Below are 17,532 nucleotides of genomic sequence, written 5' to 3'. Positions count from 1 at the left end.
AAAGTTGGTACTTTTTTATTTCATAGCTTTGCAAAAAAATTGATTTGGTTTCATCTCACGACATATTTACTATTTCCGGAAAGAAAGATTTTGAAAAAATCACGATGAAAGTTTTTCGTTACCAATACGAAAACAATTCTGTATATCAAAAATTCTGTAACCTGATCAGAAAAGATCCTACTAACGTAAAAACTATTGAAGCCATTCCGTTTTTACCCATTCAGCTTTTCAAAAGTCATGATGTTTTAAGCTCATCAGACTCTATTCAACAGATATTTACCAGTAGTGGCACAACCGGTATGCAAACCAGTCGACATTTAGTTACTGATATTTCTCTATATGAAGAAAGTTACCGCAAAGGTTTTACTGAATTTTACGGAAATATTGAAAACTACTGTGTCTTAGCACTACTCCCTTCTTATTTAGAACGTGAAGGCTCCTCTTTGATCTATATGGTTGAGGATCTAATTAAACTAAGTAATCATCCCGATTCCGGCTTTTACCTGCACAATTATGACGAATTGATCGCAAAACTGGAAGATCTGGATAATTCCGGACAAAATGTATTATTGATAGGTGTAACGTATGCTCTCTTGGATTTAATTGAAAAACATCCGTTTCAACTAAACAATACCATTATCATGGAAACCGGTGGTATGAAAGGCAAAAGAAAAGAAATCATCCGTGAAGAGTTACATTCCATCCTTTGCAAAGGGTTCGGTGTATCTGCCATCCATTCCGAATATGGTATGACCGAATTGTTGTCTCAAGCTTATTCCTTAGGAAATGGCATATTTGAATGCCCTCCTTGGATGCAAATCCTTATTCGTGATACTGAAGACGCCTTAACCCTTATCCCCGAAGGAAAAACCGGAGGAATCAACGTAATTGATCTGGCTAATATTAATTCATGTAGTTTTATTGCTACTCAGGATTTGGGAAAAAAATATCCCAACCATTCTTTCGAAGTGTTGGGACGTTTTGATAATTCTGATATCAGAGGCTGTAATTTAATGGTCTTATAAAATTACTTCACTCTGATCACATAATAATTTTTCTTTCCTTTTTGAAGCAATACAAATTGATCGTTGATGAGATCTTCTTTTGTAATTACTTTATCCTCTCCTACTTTCGTTTTGTTTACCGAAATTGCATTTTGTTTCAATTCTCTTCGTGCTTCACCGTTAGAAGCTAAGAAATTGGTTTTGGCTGCCAAAGCTCCAATCATATCTAAACCGGCTTCTATTTCACTCATCGATAACTCAACCATTGGCACACCATCAAAAACTTCTAAAAAAGTTTTCTCATCTAACTTTTTTAACTCATCAATAGAATTACTAAATAAAGCATTTGAAGCCGCAATAGCATTATCTAAATCTTCTTGAGAATGTACAAACAACATCAATTCTTCTGCCAAACGTTTTTGCAACACACGTAAATGCGGTGCTTGCTGATGCTCCGCGATCAAAGCATCAATCGTTTCTTTATCTAAAAATGTAAAGATCTTAATGTATTTTTCAGCATCAACATCCGTTGTGTTTAACCAAAACTGATAAAATTTGTACGGTGACGTTTTTTCGGCATCTAACCATACATTTCCACCTTCACTTTTTCCGAATTTAGAACCATCTGCTTTCGTAATTAACGGACAAGTCATAGCAAAAGCTTTAGCTTGCTCGTCATTACCCACATTCATTCTGCGAATAATTTCCGTTCCGGTAGTAATATTACCCCATTGATCACTTCCTCCCATTTGTAATTTACATCCGTAGGTTTTGTGTAAATGGTAAAAATCGTAACCTTGGATCAACTGGTATGTGAATTCCGTAAAGCTCATTCCGTCTCCTACTTCTCCACTCAAACGTTTCTTTACCGAATCTTTTGCCATCATGTAGTTTACGGTAATACGCTTTCCAATATCACGGGCAAAAGCAATAAATGAAAACTCTTTCATCCAGTCGTAATTATTTACCAGAATCGGCGCATTGGCATCCGTTGCTTCAAAATCCAAAAAGCGAGACAAAACGCCTTTAATCCCTTCCACATTTTTATTCAATGTAGCTTCATCTAAAAGGTTTCTTTCATCTGATTTTCCTGAAGGATCACCAATCATTCCCGTTGCCCCACCTACTAATGCAATAGGTTTATGACCAAAATTGCGCAGGTGCTTTAACAAAATGATAGGCACCAAGCTTCCTATGTGTAAGGAATCCGAAGTAGGATCAAAACCAATATATGCTGTAGTAGATTCTTTTGTCAATTGCTCTTCAGTTCCGGGCATGATATCATGTACCAATCCTCTCCAACGTAATTCTTCTACTAAATTTTTCATCGTTTTACAATAATTTGCGCAAAGATAGTGGCTAAGTTCCAAAGTTTCAAAGTTTCAAACTTATAAAGTTGCATTTAATCTGATTTCTGTTACTCTCAAATCAAAGATTTCCCTATTTTTACATCATGATATTAGTAACAGGCGCAACAGGTTTGGTAGGCTCTCACCTACTTGTAAAACTGCTTCAGGAAAACGAAGCTGTGAAAGCCATTTACAGAAACAAAAAAAGTTTAGAAGCCGTTCAAAGAGTCTTTGTATATCATGATGCTTTGCCACTTTTTGAAAAGATCATTTGGGTAAAAGCTGATATCACTGATATTCCGAGTTTAAACAATACTTTTGAAAATGTTACTGAGGTTTATCATTGTGCTGCTCATATTTCTTTTGATCCCAAAGATGAAAACCTGCTTCGAAAAATAAACGAAGAAGGAACCGCTAATATTGTTAACTGTTGCATTGATTTCGGAGTTCGTAAAATTTGTCATGTTTCATCCATTGCCGCTTTAGGCGACCTGAAAGAGAACGAAACTGTAATTACTGAAGAAACGGAATGGAATACGGAATTTCCGCACAGTGATTATGCAATAACCAAATACGGTGCTGAAATGGAAGTATGGAGGGGCTATCAAGAAGGTTTAGAAGTCGTTATCGTTAATCCCGGAATTATTTTCGGTTATGGCTTTCCCGATAAAGGCAGCAGCCTGATTATAAAAAATATTAAGAAAGGGTTTCCGTTTTACTCAAAAGGTCTCGTTGCAATTGTTGCCGTAGCTGATGTAGTGGATTGTATGACCGCCTTAATGAAAAGTACTATTAACGGGGAACGCTATACCTTAGTTTCTGAAAATATTTCTCAGGAAGAACTATTTTATACACTTGCTGACCTACTAAAGGTTAAAAGGCCTTATGTGTATGCCAACAAGACTTTGACAGCGATTGGCTGGAGATTAGACTGGTTCTTGTCTTTTATTCTGGGCAAAAAGAGAATGTTTACCAAAACTATGGCTAAGTCTTCCCATAATACACACCAGTACGACAATAGTAAAATCAAACAAGCGCTTGGTTATGATTTTAAAACTATAAATGAAATTTTCACTTTTATTTCAAAGGAAGATTATTGTCGATAGTATCCCGATCTAAAAGACGATTTGTTTGCCTTCTCCTAGATTTAGTAGCAGAATCTTTCTTTTTAACGCTTGAATTTTTTTCCAACGGATCAGACGATTCACCCTCTTCTGGAATCTGGCTATTGATACGATCCAATACCGATTGATACATTTGTTTGTATTTACGAGCATCAGAAGCATAATAACGCTGGTTCTGGTAAAATGTAACACTGTCTATCTGATATTTCTCAAATAAATAAGCCTTTGTATCAACCCCGTTTTCTCTTAATGTTTTAGGACTAAAACTTTCTGTCGCCTGTAAGATAGCTAAATCGTATAAGATATTCTTCATCTGCTCTTCATCTAATAAGCGATCCGGCTTAGGAACCGGGTTAGAGTTACAAGCTATAATTAAAAAAGCACTCAGAATAATTATCTTTTTCATATTATTCTCTTTCAAACAATAATCGCTGTCCTACTTTAACGTCTTTCACTTTACCATTTGCATATACTAAAGCTCCATTCACAAAAGTATGGGTCACTCTTGATTTAAAATTAACGCCTTCAAAAGGAGACCAGCCACATTTATACAGAATATTTTCTTTCTTAACAACCCAAGGCAAATGAGCATTTACAATAACCAAGTCGGCATGATATCCTTCCCTGATAAATCCTCTTTTCTCGATCTTAAATATCTTTGCCGGATTGTGGCACATCTTTTCTACTATCTTTTCTACTGAGATCTTCCCTTTTACATGCTTTTCAAACATCGCTATCAAAGCATGTTGAACCAGTGGTCCTCCGGAAGGACAACTCGTGTACGGATTCATTTTTTCCTCTAAAGTATGCGGTGCATGATCTGTAGCGATAACATCAATCCTGTCGTCTAATAGTGCTTCCCACAATGCTTCCCTGTCGGATTCCGTTTTTACTGCCGGATTCCATTTGATCAGACTTCCTTTGGTATCATAATCTTTATCGGTAAACCAAAGATGGTGTACACAAGCCTCAGCGGTGATCTGTTTTTCCTCTAAAGGAATCTTATTGGTAAACAGACTCATTTCTTTTGCTGTAGACAAGTGGAAAACATGTAAACGAGCCCCTGTTTTTTTTGCTAATTCAATTGCTTTTGAAGACGAAATATAACAAGCTTCAGCACTTCGTATCAAAGGATGGCACTTCATCGGGATTTCATCGCCGTACTCGGCTTTGTAACGTTCCAGATTTGTTTTTATAGTTCCTTCATCTTCACAATGTACTGCAATCAGCATTTTAGTAGATGAGAATATTTTTTCTAAAACTTCCTGGTTATCGACCAACATATTACCGGTTGATGAACCTAAAAACAATTTGATCCCGGCAACATTTCGGGGATTTGTTTTTAAAACTTCTTTCAGGTTATCATTGGTTCCTCCCATCATAAAGGAATAATTCGCATAAGAAGTCTCGGCGGCAATCTCGTACTTTTGTTCTAAAAGTTCCTGAGTAACGGCATTCGGTATCGTATTCGGTTGTTCAATATACGATGTAATACCTCCGGCAACAGCAGCCCGACTCTCACTGGCAATATTTCCTTTGTGTGTCAAGCCCGGCTCTCTAAAATGTACCTGATCATCAATAACTCCCGGAATTAAATAATTCCCTTCGGCATCTACAATGATACAATCCGAAGATTTAGGGCTGATCTTCTCAGCTATTTCTTTAATAAAACCATTTTCTACTAAAACGTCGCCTTCAAAAATTTGGCCTTCATTTACAATTTTAGCATTTTTGATTAAATAAGTTCGCATTATATGGTGTTCAGTAATTTTTTTATCCTTAATAATATAACTCCAAAAATAGCCTCTCTGATGATCGAACCACTCATTTTGGATTGTCCTTTAGTCCGATCCGTAAAAATGATCGGAACTTCAACTAACCTCAGTCCTTTTACAAAGGCTCTGTATTTCATCTCTATCTGAAACGCATAGCCAATAAATTTTATTTTATCAAGTCCAATATTCTCTAACGCGTTTCGCTTATAGCATATAAAACCGGCTGTAGCATCATGAATCTTCATTCCTGTAATGATTCGCACATAAACCGAGGCGAAATAAGATAGTAATACTCTCGACAAAGGCCAGTTCACTACATTAACTCCTGTTGAATAACGCGAACCAATAGCGACATCCGCTCCGTCCTCACATGCTTTCAGCAATCTCGGCAAATCAGCAGGATTATGGGAAAAATCGGCATCCATTTCAAATATATAATTGTATTGATTGCTCAAAGCCCATTTAAATCCGTGTACGTAGGCTGTTCCTAATCCTGATTTCTTTTGCCTGATTTCAACAAATATCCTGCCATCATACTCTTGTTGCAAAGTTAATACCTTTTGTGCAGTTCCGTCAGGAGAATTGTCGTCCACTATTAAAACATGAAAAAAATCATCCAGAACCATAACCGCTCTAATGATGTTTTCTATGTTTTCAATTTCGTTATACGTGGGAATAACGACAAGTCCTTTTGGCATTCTGTTAAAATTTGGATACAAAAATACGCTATTTATCGACTTTATATCTTAATTATTTTATAATAATAGTCATGATAGTATTTTTTGTAATTTTGCGCTATGCACAAAATCTTCTTTACCGAGAGAATCATAGGTTTAAATGACTGGGCAACCATTCTTTTTCTGGTAGCTTTTGTAGCCATTGCTATCAATCGAAATATTTTCGGGGGCGCTTCAGTGAATTTCTTCGATTGGCTGTTTCAGACAAATATACTAAGATTTACAAAGAATCCTCTAATATAAGAAGCGGATTTACAGTATCTCTGTTCTTTGTACAAATGATTTCTTTTTCTTTCTTTATTTTACTCCTGTTAGCGCAGTTTTACGCAAAAGAAAAACACAATGCAATATTATACATTCAGATTTTTACTTTCCTGACCGTTTTTATTCTATGCAAATATCTGATTGAAAAAATAATTGCCACTTCTTTTAAAATTGAAGAATTTGCCGAACAGTTCAATTTGCTGAAAGTTACATACAGAACTTACATAGGACTCTTGCTATTACCTATTAATATTATCTTATTTTACAATGCTGTTAACAGTAATGCTGTCTATATCATACTCATATTATTAATCATAGCTTTTTCATCGATCACTTATCTGATAACTTTAAAAACATACCAAAGTTTAGTGTCTCGTAAAATATTCTATTTTATTTTATATCTTTGCACCTTTGAAATTGCCCCTATTATTTCATGTATTATTGGATTACAAAAAATTGAACATCTTATGTCAAATTTGAAAGTGAAAACAATTTTGGTTTCACAACCAGAGCCTAAAGTTGAAAATTCTCCTTATTTTGAACTTCAGAACAAACTAAAAGTTAGAGTAGACTTCAGACCTTTTATCCACGTAGAAGGCGTAAGCGCAAAAGAAGTTAGGGCTCAAAAAATTGACTTGAGTAAATTTACGGCTATCATTTTAACCAGTCGTAATTCTGTAGATCACTTTTTTAGGGTTGCCGAAGAAATGCGTTTTAAAGTACCGGAAGACCTGAAGTACTTTTGCCAATCAGAAGCTGTAGCATACTATTTACAACGTTATGTGGTATACCGCAAAAGAAAAATTTATGTAGGACAAAAAGAATTCTCAGATCTTGCTCCTTTAATTAAAAAATACAAAGACGAGAAGTTCTTATTACCTAATACCGACCAACTTAATTCTGATGTACCGCAAACATTAGACGCTTTAAAAGTAGACTGGACACAGGGTATCTTCTATCGCACGGTAATGAGTGACCTATCGGATCTGAAAGACGTTTATTATGATGTTTTAGTGTTCTTTAGCCCAACCGGGATCAAGTCTTTATTCAAGAACTTCCCTGACTTTCAACAGAACAATACCAGAATTGCCGTTTTCGGCGTTACCACTCAAAAAGAGGCTTTAGATCGAGGCTTACGCGTAGACATTATGGCTCCGACTCCCGAGATCCCTTCAATGACAGGTGCTTTAGAAAAATATATTTTAGAAGTAAACAAAGGAAAATAGGTCTTAAGATCTATTTTCTTTAGCTATTATACAATATAAAAAAAGGGTTTCTAATTATTAGAAACCCTTTTTCAATTTACACTTTTATCTAATTAACCCAATTGCGGCCCGGCAGCCACAAGTGATTTTCCTTCTTCGTTATCGGTATATTGTACAAAGTTCTTAATGAATTTTGCTGCCAGATCTTTCGCTTTTTCTTCCCACTCAGAAGCAGCTGCATAGGTATTTCTAGGATCTAAAATAGCAGTATCTACATTTTCCAAAGCTTTAGGCACTTCGAAGTTAAAGATCGGCACAATATGTGTTTCTGCTTTTTCTATAGAACCATCTAAAATTCTATCTATAATTGCTCGGGTATCTTTAATTGAAATACGTTTTCCTGTCCCGTTCCATCCGGTATTCACCATGTAAGCTGTTGCATTATGCTCTTCCATCTTCTTCACCAACTCTTCTCCGTACTTTGTCGGATGCAAGCTTAAAAATGCTTTTCCGAAACAAGCTGAAAAAGTAGGTTCCGGTTGTGTAACACCTCTTTCTGTACCTGCTAACTTAGCCGTAAAACCAGATAAGAAATAATATTTTGTTTGCTCCGGTGTTAATTTTGAAACCGGTGGCATTACTCCGAAAGCATCTGCCGTAAGGAAAATCACTTTAGTAGCGTGTCCTGCTTTAGAAACCGGTTTCACGATATTTTCAATATGATCAATAGGATAAGAAACTCTCGTGTTCTCGGTAACGGAACCATCTGTAAAATCAATCTTACCGTTAGCATCAACCGTTACATTCTCTAACAAAGCATCTTTGCGAATAGCATTATAGATATCAGGCTCATTCTCTTTGCTTAAGTTAATGGTCTTTGCATAGCACCCGCCTTCAAAATTAAAAACACCGTCATTATCCCATCCGTGCTCATCGTCTCCGATCAATTCGCGTTTCGGATCAGTTGACAATGTTGTCTTTCCAGTCCCTGACAAACCAAAAAACACTGCCACATCATCGTCTTTACCTTTATTGGCAGAACAGTGCATTGAAGCAATTCCCTGAAGTGGCAAATAGTAATTCATCATCGAAAACATTCCCTTTTTCATTTCACCGCCATACCATGTTCCTCCGATCAATTGCATTTTTTCAGTCAAATTGAACGCTACAAATACTTCTGAATTAAGATTGTATTTTGCATAATCCATGAAAGATGTCTTAGAGGCATTTACCACCACAAAATCAGGCTCACCGAAATTCTCTAATTCTTCTTTTGACGGTCTGATAAACATATTGGTCACAAAATGAGCCTGCCAAGGCACTTCCATGATAAAACGCACTTTTAAACGAGAATTTTCATTAGCTCCGCAAAACGCATCAACGACATACAGTTTCTTTCCGGATAACTGTTCTACGGAAACCTCTTTCAAAGCGTTCCACGTATCTTGTGAAATAGGCTTATTATCATTTACTGCTTTATCAGATGTCCACCATACAGTATCTTTTGTAACATCATCCTTTACTATATATTTATCTTTAGGCGAACGTCCGGTAAATTCTCCGGTCATCACATTAACAGCTCCCAGCTCAGTCAATTGTCCTTTTTCATACCCTTCTAATTGGTTATCCAATTCCGAATTGTATAAATAATCATAAGATGGATTGTAAACAATTTCTTCTACGTCTTTTATCCCGTATTTTTCCAGCGAAATCGTTTTCGCTAATTGTGTGTACTGCTCCATAAAATTAGTGTTATGTTGTTTATTTTAAAGTTGCAAAAGTATGAATTTAATTTTAACAGAGGCTTTAATTGCCGTTTTTTAACAAGGTTGCGTAAAGCAAATACCCCCAAGAAGCAATCATTAAAACTCCTCCTAAAGGCGTTACAGGCCCTAAAAATTTTGCTTTTATTCCTGTCATGGAAGAAGTTGACAATACATAAATAGAACCTGAAAAAAAGACTACACCGATTGCTGCTAAATAAAACACGATCACTTTATCGCTTACTGCAAGATTCTGAAACTGACTTACGAATAATAAAAAGAGAGCGTGATACATTTGGTATCGGACTCCGGTTTCAAAAGAAGCTAACTGCTCTAAAGACAAAAACTTTTTTAATCCATGAGCTCCTAAAGCTCCTAAAACAATTGCTAAAAGCCCGATTACAATGGCAAAGCCTAAGATTTTCTTCTCCATGTATTAAAATTTTAGACAAATGTATTAAAATAAAATTTGTTAAATAATGATATCTATCAGGAATTTAATTTTAAAAAATATAACATTTTAGTATATTCGTGTGATATTTTACACAACAAACAAACTAAACATGAAAAATATATTGGTTATCGGTGCGGGGCGCTCTGCTTCTTCACTTATACAATACCTTTTAAATAAATCTGAACCTGAGGGTTTAAGCATTACTATAGCCGACTTATCAGAAGAACTGGCTCGTAAGAAAGTAGGTAGTCATAAAAATGCCAGAGCTATTGCTTTTGATATTTTTAACGAAAAGCAACGTCAGGAAGAAATTACAAGAGCCACTATTGTTGTTTCAATGCTTCCGGCTCATTTACATTTGGAAGTAGCTAAAGACTGTTTAAAAATAGGTCGAAATATGGTTACGGCATCCTATATCAGTCCGGCCATGCAGGATCTGGATCATGAGGTTAAAGAAAAAGGACTGATCTTCATGAATGAAATAGGGCTTGATCCGGGAATAGATCACATGAGTGCTATGAAAGTCATCAATGAGATCACCGACCAAGGTGGAAAAATGATCCTTTTTGAATCTTTTTGTGGCGGACTCGTAGCTCCGGAAAGTGATAATAATCTCTGGAATTACAAATTTACCTGGAATCCCGAAATGTCGTTTTAGCAGGACAAGGCGGAACTGCCAAGTTCATACAGGAAGGCACTTATAAATATATCCCTTATAACAAACTGTTCCGAAGAACAGAATTTCTGGAAGTCGAAGGCTTCGGACGATTTGAGGCTTATGCCAACAGAGATTCGCTAAAATACCGCAGTGTATATGGCTTAGACAATGCTTTAACTGTATATCGCGGAACGATCAGAAGAGTCGGTTATTCGCGAGCATGGGATATTTTAGTTCAACTCGGAATGACTGATGATTCATACATCATGGAGAATTCTGAAAACATGTCTTATCGTGAATTCACCAATTCTTTCTTGCCCTATCACCCGACTGATACGGTAGAAATAAAATTGCGCCATGCACAAAAAATCGATCAGGACGATATCATCTGGGACAAACTACTCGAATTAGACCTTTTTAACTCCGAAAAAAAAGTCGGGTTAAAAAATGCTACTCCGGCTCAGATCTTAGAGAAGATCCTTTCGGAAAAATGGACCTTAAAACAGGAGGACAAAGACATGATCGTTATGTACCATAAATTCGGTTATGAATCTGAAGACGGTGAGAAAAAACAAATTGACGCTACTATGGTTTGTATCGGTGATGACCAAACCTACACTGCTATGGCTAAAACCGTAGGGCTACCGGTAGCTATTGCTACTTTAAAAATATTAAACGGAGAAATTAAAACTCCCGGGTTCAGATCCCGATTCGTAAAGAGGTATACGAACCTATTTTAAAAGAATTGGAAGAGTATGGTGTTGTATTTAAAGAAGTTGAAGTTCCTTATTTAGGATACAACCCTTACAATGTAAGCAGTTAGTTCTTGCTTACTTCACTATAATTTAATCCCATTTAGTATCTATTTGGGATTTTTTGTTTTATATTTATAGTATATTTTTAATTTCACATGAAAAATGTAACTTATGAAAGTTAATCAGTTACAAATCGAAATTGACGGCATTGACAAAGAGATCTTACGAGACCTAATGGAAGACGCTCGCAAACCGATCCTGCAAATTGCAAACAAGATCGGTATTTCCGGTGCTGCTATCCACCAACGTTTACGCAAACTGGAGCAAGCCGGTGTAATCTCCGGTTCTAAATTTGTAGTCGATACCAAAGTTTTAGGTTACAGTACTATGGCATTCGTAGGCGTGTATTTAGAAAGAGCTTCCAGTAATTCGGAAGCAGTGCGGGAATTGCGAAAGATCCCTGAAGTTTTAGAATGCCACTATACGACCGGAAACTGGAGTATCTTAATTAAGATCATTTGTAAAGACAACGAACATTTAATGCAGTTGCTCAACAAAAAGATCCAGTCCATCAAAGGTGTTTCCAGAACAGAAACTTTTATTTCGTTAGAACAACAGATTGACCGACAGATCCAATTGTGACCACAACGGTTGAAACATAAAAAAGCCCCGACATTTTTAATGTTCGGGCTTTTTACTATTTTTATCTTACTAATTTCTGTTACCAAAAACCTGATAAGCCCAATACAATAAAGAAGCTATAGCTCCGATAGCAGCGACCAAATAAGTTCGTGCTGCCCATTTCAAAGCATCTTCAGCTCCGGAATATTCTTGCTGGCTCAACATATTCTTACTTTTCAGCCAAGCTAAGGCTCTGTTACTCGCATCGTATTCGACCGGCAAGGTAATCAATGAAAAGGCTGTTGCAATCGCCATCATGATCAATCCGATCACTGCAATATAAAATCCGTATCCTGTCTTTGATGCGGCACCCAAAATAAGTCCTCCGATCACTAACCATTGTGACAAGGATGAAGATATCTGTACAACAGGAACTAATTTAGAACGCATTTCTAACCATTGATATGCTTTAGCATGTTGCACGGCATGTCCGCACTCGTGAGCAGCAACAGCGGCAGCGGCAGCATTTCTCTGATTATAAACCGCTTCACTCAGATTCACTGTTTTATCAGCCGGATTGTAATGATCGGTTAAACGACCTGCCGTTGAAATTACTTTCACATCATAAATCCCGTTATCGTGAAGCATTTTCTCAGCGATCTCTGCTCCGCTCATGCCATTTCGCAAATGTACTTTTGAATAGTATTCAAACTTACTCTTCAATTGGTTACTTACTAACCAGCTCACTAAGGCTATACCTCCTATTAATATATAATATCCTAACATAATTTTCTTTTTTCTTTACTATATCAAATTTTAAACCAAAATCTACAAATGTCAGTTTGACAGTTTGTTTTACCTGTTATACGTATTTTTCAAAAAAAGTTACACCTTACCATAAAAAAAGCACGTGAATTACGTGCTTTTAATTGTTCTTAACTTATAACTAACTACTTCAGGACGCTTGTTTCAACTCCTTTACTTTTTTCATTTCATTAAACAGTTCTCTTCTTAGTTTTTGTTCCCGCTCAATACTGGATCTTCTGAAAGCCTCGTATTCATCTTCTAAATTACTCAAGATGGTTTTAGAACTTTTGGTAATCTCATTAGCTCTCATGAACTTCAACACAAAAAATCCTATTACTAATAAACTGGCAAAGAACAATGCCCAAAGTGAACTTACATATACATATTTATTAATTGACATTCCTAAAAAACCTATTGACTGTTTGTCATTGCGTAGTTTTGAAGTTTCCACTTGTAAACTTTTCAAACTTTCATCTAATGCACTGATCTCACTGTCTTTTGTTTTGATCTCTTTCTGAAAATCGGAACGCACTTGATCCGACAGATTTAAAAACGATTCGAGTTCGCTTTTAAAACGGGACATTACCTGTTTGTCGATCACTTTATAATCTTTGTAATTTAAAGATTGATCTAACACAGTATGTATCTGGCTCTCTAACTTTGCCTGAGCCTGTGTGTGCTCAGTAAAAATATTTCCTTTAATTTCTCCTGAAAAGGCTACTTTAGGAGACAAGCAAATTGTAACAACGAAAATAAGTGCGTAGCTAAATTTTTTCATAGAACGGCGATTTTTTGGGGGCGGTTAGTAAAAAAATAAGTTCTAAAAAAGAACTTACATTTATCTATAAATCAAATTACTCATCTAATGTAAAAAAAAAAAATTAAACCACCATGTTTTTTTCACCTAAATTAAAGATTTATAACATATTACGCATTATTTCTAAAGAAATAAACAAATTCTGCTGTAATCCCAGACTCCCGAAAACCTAAAAACAATATTTATTTGAAAAATACAGGTTCAACAATCTTATGATAGATATTTTATCCTGTAAAATAAATATAGACAGATTCTTTTTCTGGATTACTGAATGACTAGCCCAAGTATAAAGCGATTATTTCCTATTTCCTTAACGGTATTATGAACATCTGCATAATCTGACTTCCATTTTCCGTTTGTGAAAGCAAATTCATACGCAATGTTCAGTCTTAATTTAAACGTTTTATTTCTCCATGCATAAAATGAAGCTGAAGGACCAACATAAAATATCTGATTGCGCAACGAAATATGTCCACTATTATTCATCGGATCTAAGTCATTCAGGTTAATCACATTATTAGCAGCATACACGTCTACATTATTTCCTGTTGCACTTAGGTTCAAACCTGTGGTCAAGGCAATATTTTCCGTTTTAATCAGATTGTAATGAACTCTTAAACGTACGTTTACTCCCAGTAACTTACTTTTGGTATTGTTTACTCTATTCGTAGAATACAGAAAACCGAACTCGATATCCCCGAAAACTGTTCGCCGAATATATTGGCTCCTAATAAAAATTCAGGCATTGTTTCCTTAATGTCAGCCGCACCGGAAGCTCTTAGTTTATCGTTCAGCTTAAATGAATTGACCTGCATACCAATTCCCCAATAGAAATCTAATTTAGGACTTTTTGTGATTTTAACGGAATCTGCTTCCTGCGAAAAAGCAAAAAAGGAACTCGTCAGAACCAGTAGTGTAATTATTTTATTCATCTCTGATGGATTTTGAAATTCAATAACTTCGAAAATAAAAAATCCCAATGACTTAACAAAAGCAATTGGGATTTCTTTAAAACTTGTCGTATTATTTTACATCAATTATTATCCGACTATATTGATAATTTTACCCGGAACGATAATTACTTTTTTAGGTTCACGTCCTTGTAATTGTCCCTGTGTTCTTTCATCTGCCATAATTATCTCTTTAATCTGCTCTTCAGACAAATCCAAAGGCAATTCCACTTTAAAACGCATTTTTCCGTTGAAAGACACCGGATATTCTTTAGCGCTTTCAACCAAATAACTCGCTTCAAACTTCGGATAGGCAACAGTAGCTACCGAACCTTCGTGTCCTAAAGCACTCCATAATTCCTCAGCAATATGTGGTGCATAAGGCGAGATCAAAACGGCTAACGGTTCCAGAATAGCTCTGTGGTGGCATTTTTGTTGTGCCAATTCGTTTACACAGATCATAAACTGAGAAACCGAGGTGTTGAATGAGAAATTCTCGATATCTTCCGTTGCTTTTTTGATGGTTTTATGCAACGATTTGTACATGTCTTTTGTTGGTTCTTCGTCTGTAACGTTCAAACCGTTGTCGTCAAAATACAAACGCCATAGTTTTTTTAAGAAACCATACACTCCGGTAATACCAGCCGTGTTCCAAGGTTTTGCTTGTTCCAATGGTCCTAAGAACATTTCATACAAACGCAAGGTATCGGCACCGTATTCTTCACAAATATCATCCGGATTAACTACGTTGTATTTCGATTTCGACATTTTTTCGACTTCGCGACCAACGATGTATTTTCTGTCTTCTAATATAAATTCTGCATTTGCATAGTCTTTATATAAAGGATGCGTTTTGAATTTTTCAATATCTAATTCAGATGTAACATCGTTAATACATGATAAATCAACATGAATTGGGTATTTAACTAAGCAAATACCTAATGTATCCTTATTTTCAATTAATAATTCTTTTTGTTTTTTTGATACGTTGTTAAATATTGTTTTTTCAAAATCGTCTAATTCTTCATTAAACAATATAACATCAAAACTTTCAGCTATGGTTTTTTTATCATATTCATCTAAACCTTTTCTTTCAGAAATTATATTTTTTGAAATCAAAATATGATTTTCAATTTCTAAATCAGTTAAATCCCAATTAACAATTTCTGTTTTATTTTTATCAATATACTTTACTTCTATTATTTTACCTGAAACTCTATACACAAAAGCCGAATTCCCCAAAATCATTCCCTGATTGATCAGTTTTTTGAAGGGCTCTTCTGTTGGTGCAAAACCTCTGTCTTTTAAAAATTTATTCCAAAAACGAGAATACAATAAATGTCCGGTGGCATGTTCGCTACCTCCTATATATAAATCTACATTTTCCCAATATTTTAAAGCTGCTTCGCTGGCAAATTCGTTCTTGTTATGTGCATCCATGTAACGCATCCAATACCAAGAACTTCCTGCCCAACCCGGCATGGTATTCAATTCTAACGGGAACACTTTCACGTTATCTATCAACTCATTACTAACCACTGAACACTGCTCAATATCCCAAGCCCACTCGGTTGCATTTCCTAATGGCGGCTGACCGTCTTCTGTTGGTAAGTATTTTTCAACTTCCGGTAAACGAATCGGCAAATGTTTCGCCTCGATCATTTTTGGTAACCCATTTACATAATACACCGGGAAGGGTTCACCCCAATACCGCTGACGAGAGAAAACCGCATCGCGCAAACGGTAGTTTACTTTTGCCTTTCCGGCACCGATATTTTCTAAAGCTTCAATCGCTTTTTTCGTTCCTTCTTTATACCCTAAACCGTTTAAAAAATCAGAATTAACCAATTCAAAACCTTCTTTGGCAGCAAAAGCCGCTTCTGAAATGTCTTGATTGAAAATATTTTTGATCTCCGGCATGCCATTCGTTCCTTTAAAAAAATTGGCAAACGCATAATCGCGTTCGTCACCGCAAGGAACCGCCATAACGGCTCCGGTTCCGTAACCTGCTAACACATAATCACCGATCCAGATCGGAATCGGTTCTTTCGTAATCGGATGTTCGGCATACGCTCCGGTAAACACACCCGAAATGGTTTTTACATCGGCCATACGCTCTCTTTCCGAACGTTTTGCAGTAGCTTCAATATACGCTTCCACGGCTTCTTTTTGCTCCGGAGTAGTAATTTGAGCCACCAATTCGTGTTCCGGTGCCAATGTCATAAACGTAACACCGAAAATAGTATCAGGACGTGTGGTGAAAACTTCAATAGTTGCTGGTTGTTGGTTGTTGGTTGTTGGTATTACTTTAAAAGTAACCGATGCACCAACTGATTTTCCGATCCAATTGCGTTGGCTTTCTTTCAAACTTTCAGTCCAATCAATGGTTTCTAAACCTTGTAACAAACGTTCGGCATACGCTGAAATTCGCATCGACCATTGCGTCATTTTTTTACGAATTACCGGATGACCGCCACGCTCTGAAACACCGTTTACGATTTCGTCATTGGCTAAAACGGTTCCTAAAGCCGGACACCAGTTCACTTCAGTTTCCGCCAAATAGGTTAATCTATATTGTAATAAGATCTGTTCTTTTTCATCAGCTGTAAAAGCATTCCATTCTGTTGCAGAAAAAGCCGGAATACCATCCGCACAAACCGCATCCACAGCAGTATTACCGTTTTGTTCAAATTCCTGAACTAAAGTTGCAATGCTTTCTGCTTTATCGGACTTGTTGTTGTACCAAGATTCAAACAACTGAATAAAGATCCATTGCGTCCATTTGTAATACTCCGGATCGGAAGTGCGCACTTCTCTGTCCCAATCAAATGAAAAACCGATTTTATCTAACTGCTCGCGATAGCGTTTGATGTTGGTTTCGGTTGTAATGGCTGGATGCTGTCCGGTTTGAATCGCATATTGTTCGGCAGGTAATCCAAACGAATCGTATCCTTGCGGGTGCAACACGTTAAACCCTTGATGACGTTTGTAACGCGCCACAATATCAGAAGCAATGTATCCCAGCGGATGCCCAACGTGTAAGCCGGCTCCCGAAGGATAAGGAAACATATCTAATACATAATATTTAGGTTTATCGGAATCATTAGAGGCTGCAAATGTTTTATGCTCTGCCCAGTAGTTGCGCCATTTGGCTTCGATCTCGTTGTGAAGGTATTTCATTCAGCTAATTAGTTATCGGTTTACACTTATCAGTTTACAGTAGCTCCGTGAAAACTGCGACTGTAAACT

The 17,532-nt window shown here is 36.4% G+C and carries 15 protein-coding genes and 2 pseudogenes; 6 read left to right on the top strand and 11 right to left on the bottom strand.

Annotation, left to right across the window (positions count from 1 at the left end):
• Window positions 1-44 precede the first annotated feature (44 nt).
• A complete protein-coding gene (locus tag DI487_RS08180) occupies window positions 45-1,025 on the top strand; it encodes a LuxE/PaaK family acyltransferase (RefSeq protein WP_170108187.1) in 981 nt (326 codons plus the stop codon).
• Between the two features lie 2 nt (window positions 1,026-1,027).
• Here DI487_RS08180 and tyrS read toward each other — a convergent pair whose 3' ends face one another.
• Complete coding sequence (gene tyrS / locus DI487_RS08175) at window positions 1,028-2,332, bottom strand: tyrosine--tRNA ligase (protein WP_109569208.1); 1,305 nt, start codon at window positions 2,330-2,332, stop codon at window positions 1,028-1,030.
• 125 nt (window positions 2,333-2,457) lie between these two features.
• On the opposite strand from tyrS, the gene DI487_RS08170 reads away from it, so the two are divergent.
• Window positions 2,458-3,459 (top strand): NAD-dependent epimerase/dehydratase family protein, encoded by a 1,002-nt coding sequence (locus DI487_RS08170; protein ID WP_109569207.1) that lies wholly within the window; start codon window positions 2,458-2,460, stop codon window positions 3,457-3,459.
• Here the strand turns inward: DI487_RS08170 and DI487_RS08165 are convergent.
• From DI487_RS08165 to DI487_RS08155, 3 genes are read right to left on the bottom strand one after another with little or no spacing between them, the layout of a single operon-like run.
• Entirely contained in the window at window positions 3,431-3,883 is a 453-nt protein-coding gene (locus DI487_RS08165) for a DUF4296 domain-containing protein (RefSeq protein WP_109569206.1), read from the bottom strand. The genes DI487_RS08170 and DI487_RS08165 overlap by 29 nt on opposite strands.
• 1 nt (window position 3,884) lies before the next feature.
• Window positions 3,885-5,228 carry a dihydroorotase gene (locus tag DI487_RS08160; RefSeq protein ID WP_109569205.1) on the bottom strand — a complete coding sequence of 448 codons (1,344 nt, stop codon included), beginning with the start codon at window positions 5,226-5,228 and terminating at the stop codon, window positions 3,885-3,887.
• Window positions 5,228-5,950 (bottom strand): polyprenol monophosphomannose synthase, encoded by a 723-nt coding sequence (locus DI487_RS08155; RefSeq protein WP_109569204.1) that lies wholly within the window; start codon window positions 5,948-5,950, stop codon window positions 5,228-5,230. The genes DI487_RS08160 and DI487_RS08155 overlap by 1 nt, the downstream gene beginning before the upstream one ends.
• 143 nt (window positions 5,951-6,093) lie before the next feature.
• Between DI487_RS08155 and DI487_RS08150 the strand changes: the two are divergent.
• Both DI487_RS08150 and DI487_RS08145 read left to right on the top strand, forming a co-directional pair.
• Window positions 6,094-6,627: pseudogene (locus tag DI487_RS08150) on the top strand (DUF4271 domain-containing protein); the annotation flags it as partial.
• A 102-nt stretch (window positions 6,628-6,729) separates the two neighbouring features.
• Entirely contained in the window at window positions 6,730-7,479 is a 750-nt protein-coding gene (locus DI487_RS08145; RefSeq protein WP_109570636.1) for a uroporphyrinogen-III synthase, read from the top strand.
• Between the two features lie 92 nt (window positions 7,480-7,571).
• Here DI487_RS08145 and pckA read toward each other — a convergent pair whose 3' ends face one another.
• Both pckA and DI487_RS08135 read right to left on the bottom strand, forming a co-directional pair.
• Entirely contained in the window at window positions 7,572-9,200 is a 1,629-nt protein-coding gene (pckA, locus tag DI487_RS08140) for a phosphoenolpyruvate carboxykinase (ATP) (RefSeq protein ID WP_109569203.1), read from the bottom strand.
• Between the two features lie 64 nt (window positions 9,201-9,264).
• A complete protein-coding gene (locus DI487_RS08135) occupies window positions 9,265-9,654 on the bottom strand; it encodes a DUF423 domain-containing protein (protein ID WP_109569202.1) in 390 nt (129 codons plus the stop codon).
• A gap of 130 nt (window positions 9,655-9,784) precedes the next feature.
• On the opposite strand from DI487_RS08135, the pseudogene DI487_RS08130 reads away from it, so the two are divergent.
• Both DI487_RS08130 and DI487_RS08125 read left to right on the top strand, forming a co-directional pair.
• Window positions 9,785-11,156 (top strand): annotated as a pseudogene (locus DI487_RS08130) (saccharopine dehydrogenase family protein).
• Between the two features lie 103 nt (window positions 11,157-11,259).
• Window positions 11,260-11,730: an Lrp/AsnC family transcriptional regulator gene (locus DI487_RS08125; protein ID WP_109569201.1), complete on the top strand. Its 471-nt coding sequence runs from the start codon at window positions 11,260-11,262 to the stop codon at window positions 11,728-11,730.
• A gap of 69 nt (window positions 11,731-11,799) precedes the next feature.
• On the opposite strand, the gene DI487_RS08120 is transcribed toward DI487_RS08125, so the two are convergent.
• The 5 genes from DI487_RS08120 to DI487_RS08100 form a co-directional block, all read right to left on the bottom strand.
• Window positions 11,800-12,495, bottom strand: a complete 696-nt coding sequence (locus DI487_RS08120) for a zinc metallopeptidase (protein WP_109569200.1) — start codon at window positions 12,493-12,495, stop codon at window positions 11,800-11,802.
• Window positions 12,496-12,664: 169 nt separating this feature from the next.
• Entirely contained in the window at window positions 12,665-13,294 is a 630-nt protein-coding gene (locus DI487_RS08115) for a hypothetical protein (protein ID WP_109569199.1), read from the bottom strand.
• A 303-nt stretch (window positions 13,295-13,597) separates the two neighbouring features.
• A complete protein-coding gene (locus tag DI487_RS08110; RefSeq protein ID WP_109569198.1) occupies window positions 13,598-13,909 on the bottom strand; it encodes a hypothetical protein in 312 nt (103 codons plus the stop codon).
• Window positions 13,910-13,989: 80 nt separating this feature from the next.
• On the bottom strand, window positions 13,990-14,265 hold the full coding sequence (locus DI487_RS08105) for a hypothetical protein (protein ID WP_146193403.1): 276 nt from the start codon (window positions 14,263-14,265) through the stop codon (window positions 13,990-13,992).
• A 108-nt stretch (window positions 14,266-14,373) separates the two neighbouring features.
• Window positions 14,374-17,463 (bottom strand): leucine--tRNA ligase, encoded by a 3,090-nt coding sequence (locus DI487_RS08100; RefSeq protein ID WP_109569196.1) that lies wholly within the window; start codon window positions 17,461-17,463, stop codon window positions 14,374-14,376.
• Window positions 17,464-17,532: the final 69 nt, after the last annotated feature.

This window comes from Flavobacterium sediminis, from assembly GCF_003148385.1.
GTDB classification, from domain to species: Bacteria; Bacteroidota; Bacteroidia; order Flavobacteriales; family Flavobacteriaceae; genus Flavobacterium; species Flavobacterium sediminis.
Note: the sequence above shows the minus strand (reverse complement) of the source record. Positions and strands in the feature narration are given on the sequence as shown.

Coding starts and splice junctions, on each gene's coding strand:
- tyrS (WP_109569208.1), bottom strand. CDS start 2,332: ATGAAAAATTTAGTAGAAGAATTACGTTGGAGAGGATTGGTACATGAT.
- DI487_RS08170 (WP_109569207.1), top strand. CDS start 2,458: ATGATATTAGTAACAGGCGCAACAGGTTTGGTAGGCTCTCACCTACTT.
- DI487_RS08165 (WP_109569206.1), bottom strand. CDS start 3,883: ATGAAAAAGATAATTATTCTGAGTGCTTTTTTAATTATAGCTTGTAAC.
- DI487_RS08160 (WP_109569205.1), bottom strand. CDS start 5,228: ATGCGAACTTATTTAATCAAAAATGCTAAAATTGTAAATGAAGGCCAA.
- DI487_RS08155 (WP_109569204.1), bottom strand. CDS start 5,950: ATGCCAAAAGGACTTGTCGTTATTCCCACGTATAACGAAATTGAAAAC.
- pckA (WP_109569203.1), bottom strand. CDS start 9,200: ATGGAGCAGTACACACAATTAGCGAAAACGATTTCGCTGGAAAAATAC.
- DI487_RS08135 (WP_109569202.1), bottom strand. CDS start 9,654: ATGGAGAAGAAAATCTTAGGCTTTGCCATTGTAATCGGGCTTTTAGCA.
- DI487_RS08125 (WP_109569201.1), top strand. CDS start 11,260: ATGAAAGTTAATCAGTTACAAATCGAAATTGACGGCATTGACAAAGAG.
- DI487_RS08120 (WP_109569200.1), bottom strand. CDS start 12,495: ATGTTAGGATATTATATATTAATAGGAGGTATAGCCTTAGTGAGCTGG.
- DI487_RS08115 (WP_109569199.1), bottom strand. CDS start 13,294: ATGAAAAAATTTAGCTACGCACTTATTTTCGTTGTTACAATTTGCTTG.
- DI487_RS08105 (WP_146193403.1), bottom strand. CDS start 14,265: ATGAATAAAATAATTACACTACTGGTTCTGACGAGTTCCTTTTTTGCT.
- DI487_RS08100 (WP_109569196.1), bottom strand. CDS start 17,463: ATGAAATACCTTCACAACGAGATCGAAGCCAAATGGCGCAACTACTGG.